12 protein-coding genes and 1 pseudogene are annotated in these 15205 nt (G+C 65.0%); 5 read left to right on the forward strand and 8 right to left on the reverse strand.

The annotated features are described in order from the left end of the window. Window positions 1-9: 9 nt before the first annotated feature. On the reverse strand, window positions 10-912 hold the full coding sequence (locus AAN986_RS12965; protein WP_047219893.1) for a LysR family transcriptional regulator: 903 nt from the start codon (window positions 910-912) through the stop codon (window positions 10-12). A gap of 75 nt (window positions 913-987) precedes the next feature. Between AAN986_RS12965 and AAN986_RS12970 the strand changes: the two genes are divergently transcribed. Continuing rightward, window positions 988-1944 (forward strand): DMT family transporter, encoded by a 957-nt coding sequence (locus AAN986_RS12970; protein WP_047219892.1) that lies wholly within the window; start codon window positions 988-990, stop codon window positions 1942-1944. A gap of 41 nt (window positions 1945-1985) precedes the next feature. On the opposite strand, the gene AAN986_RS12975 is transcribed toward AAN986_RS12970, so the two are convergent. From AAN986_RS12975 to AAN986_RS12995, 5 genes are all read right to left on the reverse strand, one after another. Beyond that, window positions 1986-3581, reverse strand: coding sequence for a bifunctional aspartate transaminase/aspartate 4-decarboxylase (locus AAN986_RS12975; RefSeq protein WP_047219891.1), 1596 nt, complete (start codon window positions 3579-3581; stop codon window positions 1986-1988). A 64-nt stretch (window positions 3582-3645) separates the two neighbouring features. Continuing rightward, complete coding sequence (gene aspT / locus AAN986_RS12980; RefSeq protein WP_205626944.1) at window positions 3646-5337, reverse strand: aspartate-alanine antiporter; 1692 nt, start codon at window positions 5335-5337, stop codon at window positions 3646-3648. A gap of 374 nt (window positions 5338-5711) precedes the next feature. Continuing rightward, on the reverse strand, window positions 5712-7439 hold the full coding sequence (gene araD, locus AAN986_RS12985; protein WP_349335690.1) for an L-arabinonate dehydratase: 1728 nt from the start codon (window positions 7437-7439) through the stop codon (window positions 5712-5714). A 14-nt stretch (window positions 7440-7453) separates the two neighbouring features. Beyond that, window positions 7454-8293: an HpcH/HpaI aldolase/citrate lyase family protein gene (locus tag AAN986_RS12990; RefSeq protein ID WP_349335691.1), complete on the reverse strand. Its 840-nt coding sequence runs from the start codon at window positions 8291-8293 to the stop codon at window positions 7454-7456. A 20-nt stretch (window positions 8294-8313) separates the two neighbouring features. Next, the gene (locus AAN986_RS12995) at window positions 8314-9318 is read right to left on the reverse strand and encodes a tripartite tricarboxylate transporter substrate binding protein (protein WP_349335692.1); all 1005 of its coding nucleotides are present in this window, start codon (window positions 9316-9318) and stop codon (window positions 8314-8316) included. 169 nt (window positions 9319-9487) lie between these two features. On the opposite strand from AAN986_RS12995, the gene AAN986_RS13000 reads away from it, so the two are divergent. From AAN986_RS13000 to AAN986_RS13010, 3 genes are all read left to right on the forward strand, one after another. After that, window positions 9488-10522: a LacI family DNA-binding transcriptional regulator gene (locus AAN986_RS13000; RefSeq protein ID WP_349335693.1), complete on the forward strand. Its 1035-nt coding sequence runs from the start codon at window positions 9488-9490 to the stop codon at window positions 10520-10522. A gap of 316 nt (window positions 10523-10838) precedes the next feature. Then, on the forward strand, window positions 10839-12281 hold the full coding sequence (locus tag AAN986_RS13005) for an iron-containing redox enzyme family protein (protein ID WP_349335694.1): 1443 nt from the start codon (window positions 10839-10841) through the stop codon (window positions 12279-12281). Window positions 12282-12510: 229 nt separating this feature from the next. Beyond that, on the forward strand, window positions 12511-12819 hold the full coding sequence (locus AAN986_RS13010; protein WP_175403275.1) for a hypothetical protein: 309 nt from the start codon (window positions 12511-12513) through the stop codon (window positions 12817-12819). Between the two features lie 171 nt (window positions 12820-12990). Here AAN986_RS13010 and AAN986_RS13015 read toward each other — a convergent pair whose 3' ends face one another. Both AAN986_RS13015 and AAN986_RS13020 read right to left on the reverse strand, forming a co-directional pair. Then, entirely contained in the window at window positions 12991-13503 is a 513-nt protein-coding gene (locus tag AAN986_RS13015) for a hypothetical protein (RefSeq protein WP_349335695.1), read from the reverse strand. Continuing rightward, window positions 13504-13845: a hypothetical protein gene (locus tag AAN986_RS13020; RefSeq protein ID WP_349335696.1), complete on the reverse strand. Its 342-nt coding sequence runs from the start codon at window positions 13843-13845 to the stop codon at window positions 13504-13506. A gap of 960 nt (window positions 13846-14805) precedes the next feature. Between AAN986_RS13020 and AAN986_RS13025 the strand changes: the two are divergent. Beyond that, window positions 14806-15096, forward strand: a pseudogene (locus AAN986_RS13025) (DUF1232 domain-containing protein); the annotation flags it as partial. Window positions 15097-15205: the final 109 nt, after the last annotated feature.

Genomic DNA, 15205 nt, shown 5'->3' on the forward strand with positions numbered 1-15205 from the left:
GCGGATTTCTCAGGCAACTCCAGACTTGCTCTGCGCCTGGCCCAGCGTCGCAATCAACTGCCCGTACATGGCATCCACGGCCGCCGAGCCCTGCGAGGCCTTGCTGCGCAGGGCCGACACTTGCATGGACACCAGCGGCGGCAGCTCGAAGCCGGCCGGCAGGTTTTGCAGCACCTGCAGGTGCGGGGGCACGCTGCAGCGCGTGAACACGGCCACGGCCAGGCCGCTTTCCACGGCGGCCAGCTGGCCGGCAAGGCTGGAGCTGTGATAGACCACGCGGTGCGCGCGCCGCTGGGCCGCCAGGCTGGACAGCGCGGCCGTGCGCGCCAGGCTGGCGGCCTCGTAGACGGCAATCGGCAGGGGATTCTTCCTCCACACCTCGTGCTGCGGCGCGCCCACCCAGACCAGGGGCTCGTGGAACAGCAGGCGCCCGCGCTGGGGCCTGTCGCGCGAGACCAGGGCCAGGTCCAGCGTGCCGCGCACCACCTGCGGGATCAGCGCGGTGGACTGCTCGCAGGTCAGCTCGATCTCCACGCCCTGGTAGCGGCCTGCAAAGCTGCGCAGCACCGGCGTCAGATAGGTGGATGCGTAGTCGTCCGGCACGCCCAGCCGCACGCGTCCGGACAGGTCGGGGCCGAACAGGGCCGCCTGCGCCTGGGCTTGCAGCTCCAGCATGCGCCGCGCATAGCCCAGCAGCTCGGCGCCTGCGGGCGTGAGCTGCAGATGGCGAGGGCCGCGCAGCAGCACGGGCCGGCCCAGGGTGGTCTCCAGCTTCTTGATCTGCATGCTCACGGCGGCCTGTGATCGGTGCAGCAGCGGCGCGGCAGCCGAGAGCGAGCCCGCATCCACCACGGCCACCAGGGCGCGCAGCCAGTCGATCTGCAGGTCGGGGTGGTTCACGGCATGCTCCATGGATTCGAATATCGAATACTAAACCTGCAAACTATTTGCTTTACGAGAATTTCCTGCCACGAGACGATCGTGGCCATGCAAGACAGAACCCATTCGTTACAGGCCGCATCCGTAGCCTCCACCGCGCCCGCTCCCGCTCCCGCGCCCGCGCAAGCCGCTTCCACAGCGCAGGAGACACGCGGCCAGTGGCTGATGATCGCGGGCGGCGTGCTGCTGGGCACGGTCGGCGTATTTGTGGAAGAAGCCCGCCAGCACCCGTTGGTCACCGTGCTGTTTCGCTGCGCCTTCGGCGCGCTGGCGCTGCTGGCCTGGGGCCTGGCGACCGGCCGCGTGCGGGAGTTGCGCGTACGCGGCAGGAGCTGGCCGGTGGTGTTGGCCACCGGCGTCCTCATGGTGCTGAACTGGGCGCTGTTCTTTGCGGCCATACCGCGCACCTCCATTGGCGTGGCCACCATCGTGTTCCACATCCAGCCGGTGTGGATCATGCTGTTCGGCACCCTGGTGCTGCGCGAGGCCGTGGCGCCACGGCAGGCGATGGCCGTGCTGGCGGCGTTGCTGGGACTGGTGTTGACCACGGGGCTGCTGGGTGGCGATGCGGCGGCCTGGGGACCGGACCATGTGTCCGGACTGCTCATGTGCCTGGCCGGCTCGCTGTGCTATGCGGCCGTGACCATCCTGGCCAAGACCGAGAAAGTGGTCACGCCGTTTGCGCTGGCCTGGTGGCAGTGCGCGGTTGGCACCGTGCTGCTGCTGTGGGTGCCGCTGGTTCATGGCTGGCCGCAGGCGCCGTCATCCTGGGCCTGGCTGGCAGGGCTGGGCGTGCTGCACACGGGCCTGGCCTACGCCATTCTCTTTGCGGGCATGGCCCGCCTCACGCTGGGCCGCATCGCCGTGCTGCAGTACGTCTATCCGTTGACGGCCATCGTGCTGGACTGGGCCCTCTACGGGCGCGCGCTGGGCGCCGTGCAACTGGCCGGTGTGGGCCTGATGGCCGGGGCGCTGTTGGTGGTCAAGGCCCGACAGCTGCGATGAGCCGTGCGGGCGATGAGCCGTGCGGGCCTTGTGCGCAGGGCCTACTCCTTGCCCAGCGCCTTGTACTGCTCGTACAACTCGTCGGCCAGCCGGCGCAGGGCGCGGCCTATGGCTGCGTACTCGTACTCGTTGAGGTTGGCCAGCGAGGCACGGCCGGAAGGCCGGTCGGACCCGAAGCCCCGGCCCGGCAGCAGCACGATGCCGGTCTCGTCCGCCACGCGGAACAGCATGTCGCCCGTGGACGACTGCTGCACGGCCCATTGCGAGAAGGCCTCGCCGTAGAGCCGGCAGGTCACGTTCTGCAGGTCGATCAGCGTGTAGTAGTTGACCGAGTTGGGGTTCTCCAGCGGGGGCATGCCCAGCTCGCGGTACAGCGTGGCCTCGCGGCGGCGGATCAGCTGCTTGAGGGCCTGCTTGTAGGCGTCCGCTTCATCCATGAGCGCAAACAGCGAGAACAGCACCATCTGCACCTGCTGCGGCGTGGACAGGCCGGCCGTGTGGTTCAGCGCCACCACGCGGCTGTCGGCCACCAGGCGGTCGATGAACTTGAGCGAGCGCACATCGGGCAGCAGCGAGCGGTAGCGGTGGTCCAGCGCCTTCTTGGCGGACTCGGGCAACTGCGTCAGCGCATGGTCGAACACGTTGTCCTTGTGCGCCGCGATCACGCCCAGGCGCCAGCCCGTGGCCCCGAAATACTTGGAGAACGAATACACCAGCAGCGTGTTCCGGGGGCAGACCGAGAACAGGGACTGGAACTCATCGGCAAAGGTGCCGTAGACATCGTCGGTGAGGATCAGCAGGTCGGGCCGCTGCTCGGCCACGATGGCGCGCACGCGGTCCAGGCTGCGCTGGTCCATCTTCACGGACGGCGGGTTGCTGGGGTTCACGCAGAAGAAGATCTTGACGTCCGGGTCCTTGAGCTTGTCCAGCTCGGCGTCGGAGTACTGCCAGCCGTTGTCGGGGTCGGCGTGGATGGGCACTTCCTTGAGGTCGTACTGGGCCAGTTCGGGAATCTCGATATACGGCGTGAACACCGGCATGCCGATGGCCACCTTGTCGCCGGCCTTGAGCAGGCCGCTGATGCGCAGGCTCTCGAAGATATAGGCCATGGCCGCCGTGCCGCCCTCGACCGCGAACAGGTCCACCGACTCGGGCGGCACGGCGCCGCCTGCCATCTCGCGCACGATGTACTGGCGCACGATCTGCTCGCTCACGGTGAGCATGCGCGGCGGCACGGGGTAGTTGCAGCCCAGGATGCCGTCCACCATCTCGTGCAGGAAGGCGGCGGGGTCCAGCCCCAGTTGGTCGCGCACATAGCTCAGCGACTTGCCCAGGAACTTGACGCCCTCCTGGTCGCGGTGCTCGGCGATGAAGCGCTCGAAGCGCCCCTCGATGCCGTCGAGCTTGGCCAGCCCGCCCACGCCCACCGTCATGTAGGAATACGACAGCTCCGACTCCGCCGCCGCGAACAGCCCCAGCCGGAAGAAGGCCCGGCGCGGCGTGGTCGCCAGGAAGTTGGGATTGCCGCGCCCCGCATTGAGCATGAGGCGGTTGGCCTTGCCCGAGGCCACCTTGATCAGTTCGTCCTTGAGTTCGAACGGGCTCAAATTCGCCAGACTCCGATAATCCTTGCTCATTGCGCAGCTCCTTGTGATGGTCCTTGGTGGTCCTTGGGGATCGGTCAGGGGTGATCAGGGGTGATCAGGCAAAGGCGATGACCAGCGGCCCCAGCAATGTGAGGAACACATTGGCCAGCGCATAGGTGATCGCGAACGGTGCCGTGGGAATCGAGTTGCCGGCCTTGTCCAGAATCTCGCCAAACGCCGGGTTGGCGCTGCGCGCCCCCGACAGCGAGCCCGCGAACACGGCCACGTTGTCATAGCGCAGCACGTACTTGCCGAACAGCATGGCGATCAACAGCGGCACGATGGTCACCACCACGCCCAGCAGGAACAGCGTCAGGCCCTGCTGCATCACCGTGGTCACGGCCTGCTGGCCTGACTGCAGGCCCACCATGGCCACGAAGCCGGCCAGGCCCAGGTCGCGCAGCAGCGTGGAGGCGGCCGTGGGCATGTTGCCGAAAGTGTGCTTGCGGCTGCGCCACCAGCCGAACAGCAGGCCCGCCAGCAGGGCGCCGCCGCCGCTGCCCAGCGTGATGGGAATGGAGCCCAGGCGCAGCACCAGCAGCCCGATCAGCAGGCCCACCGTGATGCCCAGGCCGTGGAAGACAAAGTCCGTCTTGTCGCTGGGCACGATGATGGGGCCCACCGACTGCGCAGCCTTCTGCACATCCTGCGGCGTGCCGAACAGCGTCACCACATCGCCCGGCATGACCATGGTGGCCGGCGCAATCGGCACCGGCGTGCCCGCGCGCATCAGCGCCACTGCGTACACGCCGTGCTTGAACTCCTGCGACAGGCTGTCCAGGATGTCCTTCACGCTGCGGTTCAGGTACTGGTTGTTGGAGATGGCCACGTCGCGCCGCACCATCACCACGTCCATGCCCTCGGCGCCCTGCAGCTCCTCGCCCACCGAGGCGCCCAGCGCCACCACGGCCGCGCGCCGGCCCACCAGCAAGATGATGTCGCCGGCCTCCAGCGCCAGGCTGCCGTCCACGCCCACCATCGCGTTTTTGCGCTGTATGCGCTCCACCGTGACCGTGCCGCCGTTGGCGGTGGCGCTGGCTTCCAGCTCCGCCACGGTGCGGCCTGCCTGTCCCACGCGGAAAATGCGGCCCACCAGATCCGGCACGGCCGGTGACTCGCCGGTTCCGTACACGCGCACGCCCTTGAGCAGCTCCTGCTCGGCCTGAATCGCGTCCTCGCGGATCTTGCGGCCCGTCAGCCACTGCAGCACGTTCACGCACATGATGATGGCGCCGAAGGAGCCGAAGATATAGGTCACCGCATAGCCGATGGCCACATTGGCCTGCATGCGCTGCACCTCGTCGGGCGCCAGCCCCAGCTTCTCGATGGCCGAGCCCGCCGTGCCGATGATGGCCGACTGCGTCAGCCCGCCCGCTGCCAGCCCCGCCGCCAGCCCCTTGTCCAGATGGAACACCCGGGCGATCACCACCACCGTGACCAGCCCCGACACGGCCACCACCAGGGCCATCAGGATCTCCTTGACCGACTGCCGCCCCAGCGAACGGAAGAACTGCGGCCCGCTCTCGAAACCCACGGCATAGATGAACAGCGCAAACAGCACCGCCTTGATGCCCGAATCAATGGTCACCCCCACCTGGCTGATCAGCACCGCCGCCAGCAGCGACCCCGCCACGCCCCCCAGCTGGAACGACCCGAACCTGAACTTGCCCACCCAGTAACCGAGCGCCAAGGCCGCGAACAGCGCGATTTCCGGAGCCTGATGAAAGATGCTTCTGAGAAAGTCCACAGCCACCTCTGCTTCTGGGTTGAGGTCCACGGCGGTGCAAGGCAACGAGGAAACGGGAACGGCTGCCCGCGAAGGGCAGGGGGCTTGCGTGCGCGTGGACCTGGGGGAAACGGTGTGTCGCTATTAGAAAATGCCTATCGATATCTGATGAATGCGGCGGTTTTCGTATTCATCAATATTCAATTGGATATGGCGTTTCCATTGGCTTGCTTGAATCAGTATCTTGTGGAAAACAGAGCCACTATTCATGACAAAAAGGAGTGGCGATGTAGGACTTGGCCGTCAGCCTGGAGGCGGCTTATATCGTAGGAACTGGACAGGCAGGGCTGCACGGGCCGCCCTGCGCCTGGGCAGACCCTGTGCCATTCACGCTCTCAAAAAATATCCGGCTCCGGCACAGCGCTCCCAAAACCCGTCTCCAGAAAATCAAAATCGCATCCCTCATTGGCCTGCAGGATATGGCGGCCGAACAGCCAGCCATAGCCGCGCTCGTAGCGCGCGGGCGGGGTCGTCCATGCGGCGCGGCGGGTGGCGAGTTCTGAGTCGCTGACCTCCAGGTGGATGCGGCGGGCGGGCACATCCACCGTGATGCGGTCGCCCGTGCGCACCAGGGCCAGCGGCCCGCCCACGGCGGATTCGGGTGAGCAATGCAGCAGGCAGCCGCCGTAGCTGGTGCCGCTCATGCGGGCGTCGGACAGGCGCAGCATGTCCTTCACACCTTGCTTGAGCAGCCTGGTGGGAATGGGCAGCATGCCCCATTCGGGCATGCCCGCGCCCTTGGGGCCGGCGTTGCGCAGCACCAGGATGTCTTCGCCGTTCACATCGAGATGGGGGTCGTCCACGGCCTGCTTGAGGCTGGGGTAGTCGTCGAATACCAGGGCGCGGCCCGTGTGGCGCAGCAGGTGGGGGGCGCAGGCGCTGGGCTTGATGACCACGCCGTCCGGCGCCAGGTTGCCGCGCAGCACGGCCAGCGCCCCTTCGGCGTAGATGGGGCTGGACAGGGGGCGGATCACGTCGTCCTGGTGGACCTGGCTGCCCGCAATGTTCTCGCCCAGGGTCTTGCCGTTGACCGTCATGGCCCCGGTGTCCAGATGCGGGCGGATGCGTTCCAGCAGGGCGCGCAGGCCGCCTGCATAGAAGAAATCCTCCATCAGATAGCGGTCGCCGCTGGGCCGGATGTTGGCGATCACGGGAACGCGGCGGCTGAAGGCGTCGAAGTCATCGAGGCTGACCGGATGGCCCGCGCGCCGCGACATGGCGATCAGGTGAATGATGGCGTTGGTGGAGCAGCCCATGGCCATGGCGCAGGCAATGCCGTTCTCGAAATGCGCGCGCGTGAGCATGCGGGCGGGCGTGAGGCCTTCCCACACCATCTGCACGATGCGGCGGCCGCACTCGGCGCTCATGCGGATGTGGTTGGCGTCGGCGGCCGGGATGGACGAAGCGCCCGGCAGCGCCAGGCCCACGGCCTCGGCAATGCCCATCATGGTGGCCGCCGTGCCCATGGTCATGCAGGTGCCGTGGCTGCGGGCAATGCCGGCTTCCATCTCGCGCCAGGCCTGCTCGTCCAGCCGGCCGGCGCGGCGTTCATCCCAGAACTTGAAGGCGTCCGAGCCCGAGCCCAGCATCTGCCCCTTCCAGTTGCCGCGCAGCATGGGGCCGGCCGGCAGGTAGATGAAGGGAAGGCCCATGGAGATCGCCCCCATGGTCAGCCCCGGCGTGGTCTTGTCGCAGCCGCCCATGAGCACGGCGCCGTCCACCGGGTGGCTGCGCAGCAGCTCCTCCGTCTCCATGGCCAGGAAATTGCGATAGACCATGGTCGTGGGCTTGACCATGCTTTCCGACAGCGAGATGGCCGGCAGCTCCAGCGGAAAGCCGCCCGCCTGCAGCACGCCGCGCTTGACGTCTTCCACGCGCTGCCTGAAGTGGGCATGGCACTGGTTGGCATCGCTCCAGGTGTTGACGATGGCGATCACGGGCTTGCCCATCCAGTCCTCGTAGCCATAGCCCATCTGCAGCACGCGCGAGCGGTGGCCGAAGGAGCGGAAATCATCGGGAGCAAACCAGCGTGCGCTGCGCAGGGATTCGGGGGAACGTGTCATGGTTGTGGGGCTCCTCAGTAGCTGCCGGCAGTGGATGCGGGCCCTGGCAGGTTCGCGGCCAGCGGCCCTTTCCTGAAGCGCGCCGCCGCTGCATCCAGCCCGTCGCGCAGCAAGAGCGTGTCCAGCGCCACGGCCACGAACTGCGCGCCCAGCTCCAGGCATTCGCGCGCCCGTGCCTCGTCCACCATCAGGATCCCCGGCGCCTTGCCGCAGGCGCGGATGCGGGCAATGGCCTGGTCGATGGCCCGGTTCACCACAGGGTGGCGCGCCTGGCCCGGATAGCCCAGGCTGGCCGACAGGTCGGCGGGGCCGATGAAGATGCCGTCCACGCCATCGACGGCCGCAATCGCCTCTATCTGCTCCAGCGCCTCGGCCGTCTCCACCTGCACCAGCAGGCACAGCTCGTCGGCCGCACGTGCCACATAGTCGGCCGTTCGCCCGAAGTTGGCCGCGCGAGTGGAACCGCCCATGCCGCGCATGCCCTGGGGTGCATAGCGCATGGCGCGCACGGCATCCCGCGCTTGATGCGCGTTCTGCACAAAGGGCAGCAGCAGGGACTGGGCGCCCAGGTCCAGGTAGCGCTTGATCAGCACCGCATCGTTGCAGGCGGGCCGCACCACGGCATGCACGGGCAGGGCGCCCGGTGCGGGCAGGGCGGCGGCCACGGCCTGCAGCTGGCCCAGCATCAGCGGCACGTCGGTGGGCGTGTGCTCGGTATCGAGCAGCACCCAGTCGTAGCCAGCGCCGCCGATCATCTCGCAGACAAAGGGGGAGGGAATGGTGGACCACAGGCCGATCTGCGGGCGGCCTTCGCGCAGCGCGCGCTTGAACGTATTGGCGGGCAGCATGCTCATGGGGACTCTCCTGACGCTGTTCATTGGACCTGGATGTTTCCCTTGCGCACCACCTCGCTCCAGCGCGCCACCTCGGCGGCGATGAAGCTGGCGGCCTGGGCGGGCGTGCCTGGCGTGGGCTCGTTGCTCATGGCGGTCAGGCGGGCCACCACCTCGGGCTCGGCCAGGAGGGACTGGCAGGCCTGGTTGAGCCGCTCCACCACATCGGCCGGCATGCCCGGCGGCCCCGCCAGGCTGGTCCATGAATAGTTGACGACCTGCGGCTGGCCGGCCTCGGCCATGGTGGGCACATCGGGCAGGGCCGCCAGGCGCCGCTCGCCTGCCACGGCCAGCGCACGCAGCTTGCCCGCCTGCGCAAAGCCCACGGCCGAGGTGGCGGGCACGAACAGCAGGTCTGCCTGGCCGCCCATCACATCGGTCATGGCGGGCACATCGCCCTTGTAGGGAACGTTGTTGAAGCTCACGCCGGCCGCCTGGCGCAGCAGCTCCGTCGTCACATGGCTGGACGAGCCAATGCCCGTCAGCGCCACATTCACCGTGCCTGGGCTGGCCTGGGCCAGGGCCACCACATCGGCCACCGAAGCGATCTTCAGCCTGGGCGAGGCCAGCAGCAGCATGGGCACGCGCCCCAGCATGGCAATGTGCGTGAAATCCCGCCGCGCGTCGTACCTCACGTTGGAATTGACCAGCTGGTTGATGGCATGCGTGCCCGGCCCGCCAATCACCAGCGTGTAGCCATCGGCCCGCGCCCGCGCCACGGCCTCGGAGGCCAGAGAGCCATTCACGCCGGGCCGGTTCTCCACCACCACGGGCTGGCCCAGGCGCTGCGACAGGCGCTCTCCCACCAGCCGGCCCACCACATCGGTCTGGCCACCGGGAGGGAAGGGAATCACAAGGGTGACAGGCCTGACCGGCCAGGCGGCCTCGGCCTGCGCGTGCGCGGCAGTCAGGATCGATGCTGGAGCCAGGGCCGCAGCCAGCAGGCGCGCCATGGCGCTGCGGCGGTTGGAAAGGGAAGGACGCATGCTTGTCTCCTCTTGAATGATTGCGCAATCATTTCAAGCAAAGGCAGCGTTCTCCATTCGGACGTACGAGGGGAAACAATCAGACCGTGCTGATGGACATCATCGTTAACATGACCACGCAATCATCCTCAAGCCGCCTCTCCATCGCCATTCCAGGCAAAGGCCCCGCATGACCCTCCGCACCCTGCGCAACGCCAATGCGCCCACGCTCAAGGACCTAGCCCGCATTGCCGGCGTGTCGCCCATCACCGCCTCGCGCGCGCTGCACCGGCCTGAACTGGTGGCCGAGGCCACACGGCTGCGCGTGGCGCAGGCCGTGGAGCAATCGGGCTACGTGCCCAACTCCCTGGCGGGCGGGCTGACCTCGCGCCAGACGCGGCTGGTGGCGGCCATCGTGCCCTCGGTAGGGCACTCGCTGTTTTCCGACATGCTCGATGCGCTCATCCACACCCTGGCCGCGCAGCGCTATGAAACCACGCTGGGCATCTCCAGCTATGACCCGGAGCATGAGGAAACCTGGCTGGCCGCCATGCTCAGCCGCCGGCCGGACGGCATTGTGCTCACCGGCACCGAGCACACGGCACGCACGCGGCGCCTGCTGGTCAATGCCGACGTGCCCGTGGTCGAACTCTGGGACTACCAGCCCCATCCGCTGGACATGGTGGTCGGCTTCTCGCAGGAAGACGCGGGCCGCGCCGCCTTCCGCCACCTGGCCGCCTGCGGCTACCGGCGCCCGGCCATCCTGCGCGCCGATGACAGCCGCGCCGCCCGCCGCGCCCTGGGCTTCACCCGCGCCGCCGCGGAAGCCGGTGCCCCGGTTCCTGCGCAAATCGTCTTCTCGGAAGCCATCCCCCAATCCGGCCGTGGCCGCGATGCCCTGAGCGCCCTGCGCGCCCAGGCACCGGAGGCCGATGCCGTCTTCTGCAGCTCCGATGCGCTGGCGCAAGGCGTGCTCTCCCACGCCCACGCGCTGGGCCTGCGCATGCCCGAGGAATTCGGCGTGCTGGGCTTTGGCGACCAGGCCCTGGCGCTGGACGCCTGGCCCGCCCTGTCCACCGTGCGCGTGGACGGCGCCGCCATCGGCCGCCTGGGCGCAGAGGCACTGATTGCGCGCATGGCCGGTGGCGTGGCGGCGGTAGCGCAGGATGTGGGGTTTGAGGTGGTGGGGAGGGGGAGTACGCGGGGGCACCAAGATGCGCGCTGAACGCCAGCGTGAGGCGATGGCCGGGCAGCGGCAGGAAGACCGGCTTTATCTCAGTATCAGCAAGACGCCGCGCTTGTCCATAACCGGGCCCAGCCCAGGCCCAGCAGGCCGGCGCCCAGTACCAGCCAATGCTCGCCGGCAAGGCCGGGCCGGATCCTGTTCCCCTGCCATGAGCGCGGGCGCCAGGGCGACGGCGGTCCGGCCCGGGCGCCTGCGCCAAGGGTAGGCGTATTACGACGCACAGGAAGGCGTTGGCCCGATGGCTGTACCTAGGGCCACACCGCATCCTGAAGGCGTTACGGACCAAAGCCCCACCATGAACACAGAACTGCTGGACCCCCCACGTACCGAACTGGCCGCTGGCGCAGGCACGCTTGAGCCTTCTTTCCTGCATGTGCCGCTCTACGAGCGCCTGGCCAACCATCTGCCCACCGAACAGGAGCGCCAGGCTGCTGCGGACTTCCTGCACGGCGTGATCGCCGAGACCTCTGCCGATGCCGATGGCCTGCCGGACAACCCGGAGCACCTGACCGACTGGATGCGTGCCAATGTCGAGAAAGTGCACGCCCAGTACCAGGCCTACCTGGCAGAGCGCAAGGCGGGTGCGGCACGCCGCTACTTCGGCAACCGCGCACATGCCCTGTACTTCCTGCGCAATGTGGCCCCTACCAAGCTGGTGGACGGTTCCTGGCTCTACGGCCTGTGCGCGCACGCGGGCAACTCACGCATGTCGGACCTGGTCACCACCTATGTGGAAGAACTGGGCGACGGCATGGCCGACAAGAACCACGTCAAGCTCTACCGGGAACTCCTGGCCAGGTATGGCCTTGATCCCGTGGAGGACCTGCCCGACGAGCTGTACCGGCAGGGGCTGGTACAGCTGGCGTTGGGCTGGAATGCGCAGCAGTTCCTGCCCGAGATCGTGGGATTCAACCTGGGCTATGAGCAATTGCCGCTGCACCTGCTCATCACCGCCTACGAACTCAATGAACTGGGAATAGATCCCTACTACTTCACGCTGCATGTGACCGTGGACAACGCCGACACCGGCCATGCCCGGCGCGCCTGCATTGCCGCCTGGGAGAACGCGCCGCGCATTGACGATGGCGGCGAATACTGGCGCCGCGTACGCGCAGGCGCCCGGCTGGCAGACACGGGCACCAGCACACTGGACGTGATCAGGTCGTTCGACATCGAAGCTGAGGTGGTGCGCATCCTGGCGCGCAAATCGCCTTCCGGGCATGGCGCGCACTCGGACTTCTGCAAGGTGGCCGGCCGCAGCGTCAATGACTGGCTGTCCCGTCCGCAGGACATGCCTGCCTTCTTGGCCGCGCTGGAGCAGGCACGCTGGATACAACGCAATCGGCCTGCTGAGGAAAGCCGCTTCTGGCAGCTGCTGCAGGGCGAGCGGGCAGAGATGTTCGGTGTTTTCTCTCCCTATGAGCTGCAAGTCATTCATGACTGGCTGCGTGGGCCGGCCAGTGCGGATGGCGCCTCCTTCGAATCCGTGGCCGAGCCCGGCAAACCGGCGCGGCGCATGAGCTTTCGCGTGGCCGAACGCCTGCGCACATCCCGTGGCGCGCGGCCGGACCCGGGCCGCAGCGCGCAGGAACTGGACACCGACCTGATGCTCTTCGAGCAGCGCTACCCCATGCTAGATCCAGCAGCCCAGCATGAGTTGCTGGTACAGGCCATGTCACCGGGCCTGCACTGGACGCCCCTGGGCCTGCGCGCCACCCGCCTGTTCCTGGGCCGTTAGGCCATTCGACCCCTCTTTACCTACCCGGGAAAAATCATCTGGTCATTGGGCAAGACTGGCTTGCTCTTTGACCCATTCCCGGCTTTTGCCTCGCACGCACCAGGCGGGATTCTTTACCCAGTCTGTGAAATAAATGGTGGGGTGGTCTTCCAGAATATTGCAGCGTGTATAGCCTAATTTTGGCATGGCATAGTATTGCAAAGGAGTTATTACAAGAAGACAAGTAATCATGATCACTACTCCCGTGATTGTGGTAATCGTGAAAATGCGCTCTGAGATTTTCAGGATACTTGATCTGCAAGGAATTGATCTTTGTACAAGAAAAATAATTCCTGTGATTGACATTATTGGGAAATACGCCACTAGCAAACTGGATGGTGTAATTCTTACGGATGGAGCGGAATTTTTCAGATCAATTATTGTGTTTAGAAATGAGTATTTTGTACTCCATATTGATAGTGCTGAAACCAATAGAAGGGAAGGAATGCCATGGATTAAAGATTTTCTGAACTCGGTCAGATTATTTTCTTCCACTTAAATGTCCATATTTTTTTGGCTAATAGGTGCCAGCAGATTGCTGGACTTTCCCGAGAGTTTGTCTTGTTTTTCTTCTTTTGCTTCTGTTGCTTAACTCTCTCAGGTTGATGGCGCTATCTCTGATTTCCCTTTGTCATACCACCACTCAGGTGGATACGCCTTGGACGACATTTCACCGAGATCCATGGTCCGAATCATTGGGCAGGCGAGCTTGCTCATTGACCCATTCCCGGCTTTTGCCTCGCACACACCAATCGGGATTTTTGACCCAGTCAGTGAAATATATGGTGGGATGATCTTTCAGAATGTTGCACCGCGTATAACCAAGCTTTGGCATGGCATAGTATTGCAGAGGGGTGATGACAAAGAAACAAAGAAGCACAACGCCAGTCCCTGTGAATACTGAGAAGGCAAAGATACGCTCCGCTATTTTTAAAGTGGGCTCTTTGCAGGGAATTGATTTTTGTATCATGGCAATAATTCCTGTGACTGAAATTACTGGGAAATATACAATTGCCAGATGAAGTGGTGTAATTCTCACTGACGCAGAAGAACTCTTTAAGTCAATGATGGTGTTGAGAAAGGAGTATTTTATGCTCCAGATTGATAGAGCCAAAATCAGTAAAAATGATGAAATACTCCATATTAGAGATTTTCTGATTTGGGCTATGTCTGTTGCTTGCATTTAAGTTCCTGCTAATTTTTTAATAAGCGCTAGCCTATTGATTAGGGTGAACAGGTACGCGTCATTGGCCAGCATGGAGGCGGGGATGGTCCAGGGTTTGCCGGCATTGGGGCTGGCCGTCTGCGTCCAATACCGGCCCAGGGCGCTTTGGGCCAGGATGGCGCGCAGGCTGGCCTCCAGGCGTGGGTCATTGCGCGACCTGTCTTGCAGGACGCCTATGAACTCTTGCGGCGTGAGTACCACCACGTCCACCTGCTGGCTGTCCATGGCACGGGTGATCTGCCTGTTGAAGGCCTTTTCATAGCTGATATACGGGCGGGTGAGATCGGTGGATGTTGCCATGGCCTGCAAGCGAATGGTTAATGGAATGAATAAGGAAATGGTGGTTTGCCAAATGCCAGAAAAATCACAAACGCAGGCCTACCTCGGTCCTGTGAGAAATCAGGTCCGATCAAGGTATGGGAGTGGGAATTGCGCGTTCGCAATCATTCCCAAGGCCAATGTCAATCAATGGCCTGGGAATTCCGTTGTGGGAGTCAGGCTATTTGATTTCTTGGGTATCTGGAAGTCAAGCAGAAAGGCTTGTGGCTGATTATTTTCAGATTATTCCTAGATGCATATACGAGATGCATGCCTTGAGTGCAGTCGATATGGATTTGGAATGGGGAAGAGGGCGGTGACAAGGCTTTGCCAGTCAATACAGCCATTTGCCCCAGTGGACGCAGGCCATCCGACACCGCCGTGCTGCAGGCCTTTGCGGCCACAGGCACGGCGCCGTGGCGATACGGACATGAAGACCCGGTACAAGGAAACCGCGCGCAGCGCGGCTGGCGTTCCATATCATCGAGTTCTGCGCGGGCCTGGCGGCGCAGCACCAACGGCAACAGCCGGCCGCCATCATCCAGCCCGTTCACAACCTCGTATATCCATGACAGCCAGTGAAAGATTGAAGGCCTGGGCACGACGCATCAAGCGCGATGGCGTCACCCTGTGGTTTGCCTGCAAGAGCCCCCAGACGCCCTGGTACGGTAGGGCCTGCTCACACTAATGTGGGGTCGCGAAGCTGCCTGCCAGCCCGCCAATCAAGGCGCGCGACGCCGTGCGTGTGCCCACACGCACAAGGAGCGCAACGCCGAGTGGCGGGCTGGCAGGCAGCTTCGCTTCGGGTTGCCCGGCTGCGGGGCCGTCTGCGGCGTTGCACGCGCTTGCAAGGCACGGGCCTTGCTGCGCACGTGCGCCTTGCATACGACCCCGCAGCCGGGCAACGCGATCCCCAGATTAGTGTGAACAGGCCCTAAGACCCTGGGCGCCTTCGTAGTCGCCTACGCCCTGAGCCCCATCGACCTGATCCCTGACTTCATCCCCGTGCTGGGCTATGTGGATGACGTCCTGCTGCTGCCCGCGCTGATCTGGCTCACCGTGCGGCTGCTTCCCCCGGCCGTGCTGGCCGACAGCCGCCAGCAGGCCGAAGCCTGGATGCAGGCCCAGGGCCGCAAGCCCCGAAGCCATGCCGGAGTCGCCTTGGTGGTGGGCGTCTGGCTATGCGTTTGCGTGGGGGCCTTCCTTGTGTTCCGAGGGCGCTGGGGTCTTTGAGCGCGGAGCCTTGTCGGGCTGAGCGGCGGCGGGCGGGCAACACAAGGATGCGGGAGCTGTGCCTGAGCGCTGTATCATCTCGCCCAGGTGCTGAACACACCTTCACAGG

The organism is Delftia sp. DS1230 (assembly GCF_040112715.1).
In the GTDB taxonomy this organism is placed as follows: Bacteria; Pseudomonadota; Gammaproteobacteria; order Burkholderiales; family Burkholderiaceae_C; genus Comamonas; species Comamonas tsuruhatensis.

Bases quoted from the DNA above. Each gene is read 5' to 3' on its own strand.
- AAN986_RS13000 (WP_349335693.1), top strand. From the start codon at position 9,488: ATGACCCTCCGCACCCTGCGCAACGCCAATGCGCCCACGCTCAAGGAC.
- AAN986_RS12975 (WP_047219891.1), bottom strand. From the start codon at position 3,581: ATGAGCAAGGATTATCGGAGTCTGGCGAATTTGAGCCCGTTCGAACTC.
- AAN986_RS13005 (WP_349335694.1), top strand. From the start codon at position 10,839: ATGAACACAGAACTGCTGGACCCCCCACGTACCGAACTGGCCGCTGGC.
- AAN986_RS12995 (WP_349335692.1), bottom strand. From the start codon at position 9,318: ATGCGTCCTTCCCTTTCCAACCGCCGCAGCGCCATGGCGCGCCTGCTG.
- AAN986_RS13020 (WP_349335696.1), bottom strand. From the start codon at position 13,845: ATGGCAACATCCACCGATCTCACCCGCCCGTATATCAGCTATGAAAAG.
- AAN986_RS12990 (WP_349335691.1), bottom strand. From the start codon at position 8,293: ATGAGCATGCTGCCCGCCAATACGTTCAAGCGCGCGCTGCGCGAAGGC.
- AAN986_RS13010 (WP_175403275.1), top strand. From the start codon at position 12,511: ATGATCACTACTCCCGTGATTGTGGTAATCGTGAAAATGCGCTCTGAG.
- AAN986_RS12965 (WP_047219893.1), bottom strand. From the start codon at position 912: ATGGAGCATGCCGTGAACCACCCCGACCTGCAGATCGACTGGCTGCGC.
- AAN986_RS12970 (WP_047219892.1), top strand. From the start codon at position 988: ATGCAAGACAGAACCCATTCGTTACAGGCCGCATCCGTAGCCTCCACC.
- AAN986_RS13015 (WP_349335695.1), bottom strand. From the start codon at position 13,503: ATGCAAGCAACAGACATAGCCCAAATCAGAAAATCTCTAATATGGAGT.
- araD (WP_349335690.1), bottom strand. From the start codon at position 7,439: ATGACACGTTCCCCCGAATCCCTGCGCAGCGCACGCTGGTTTGCTCCC.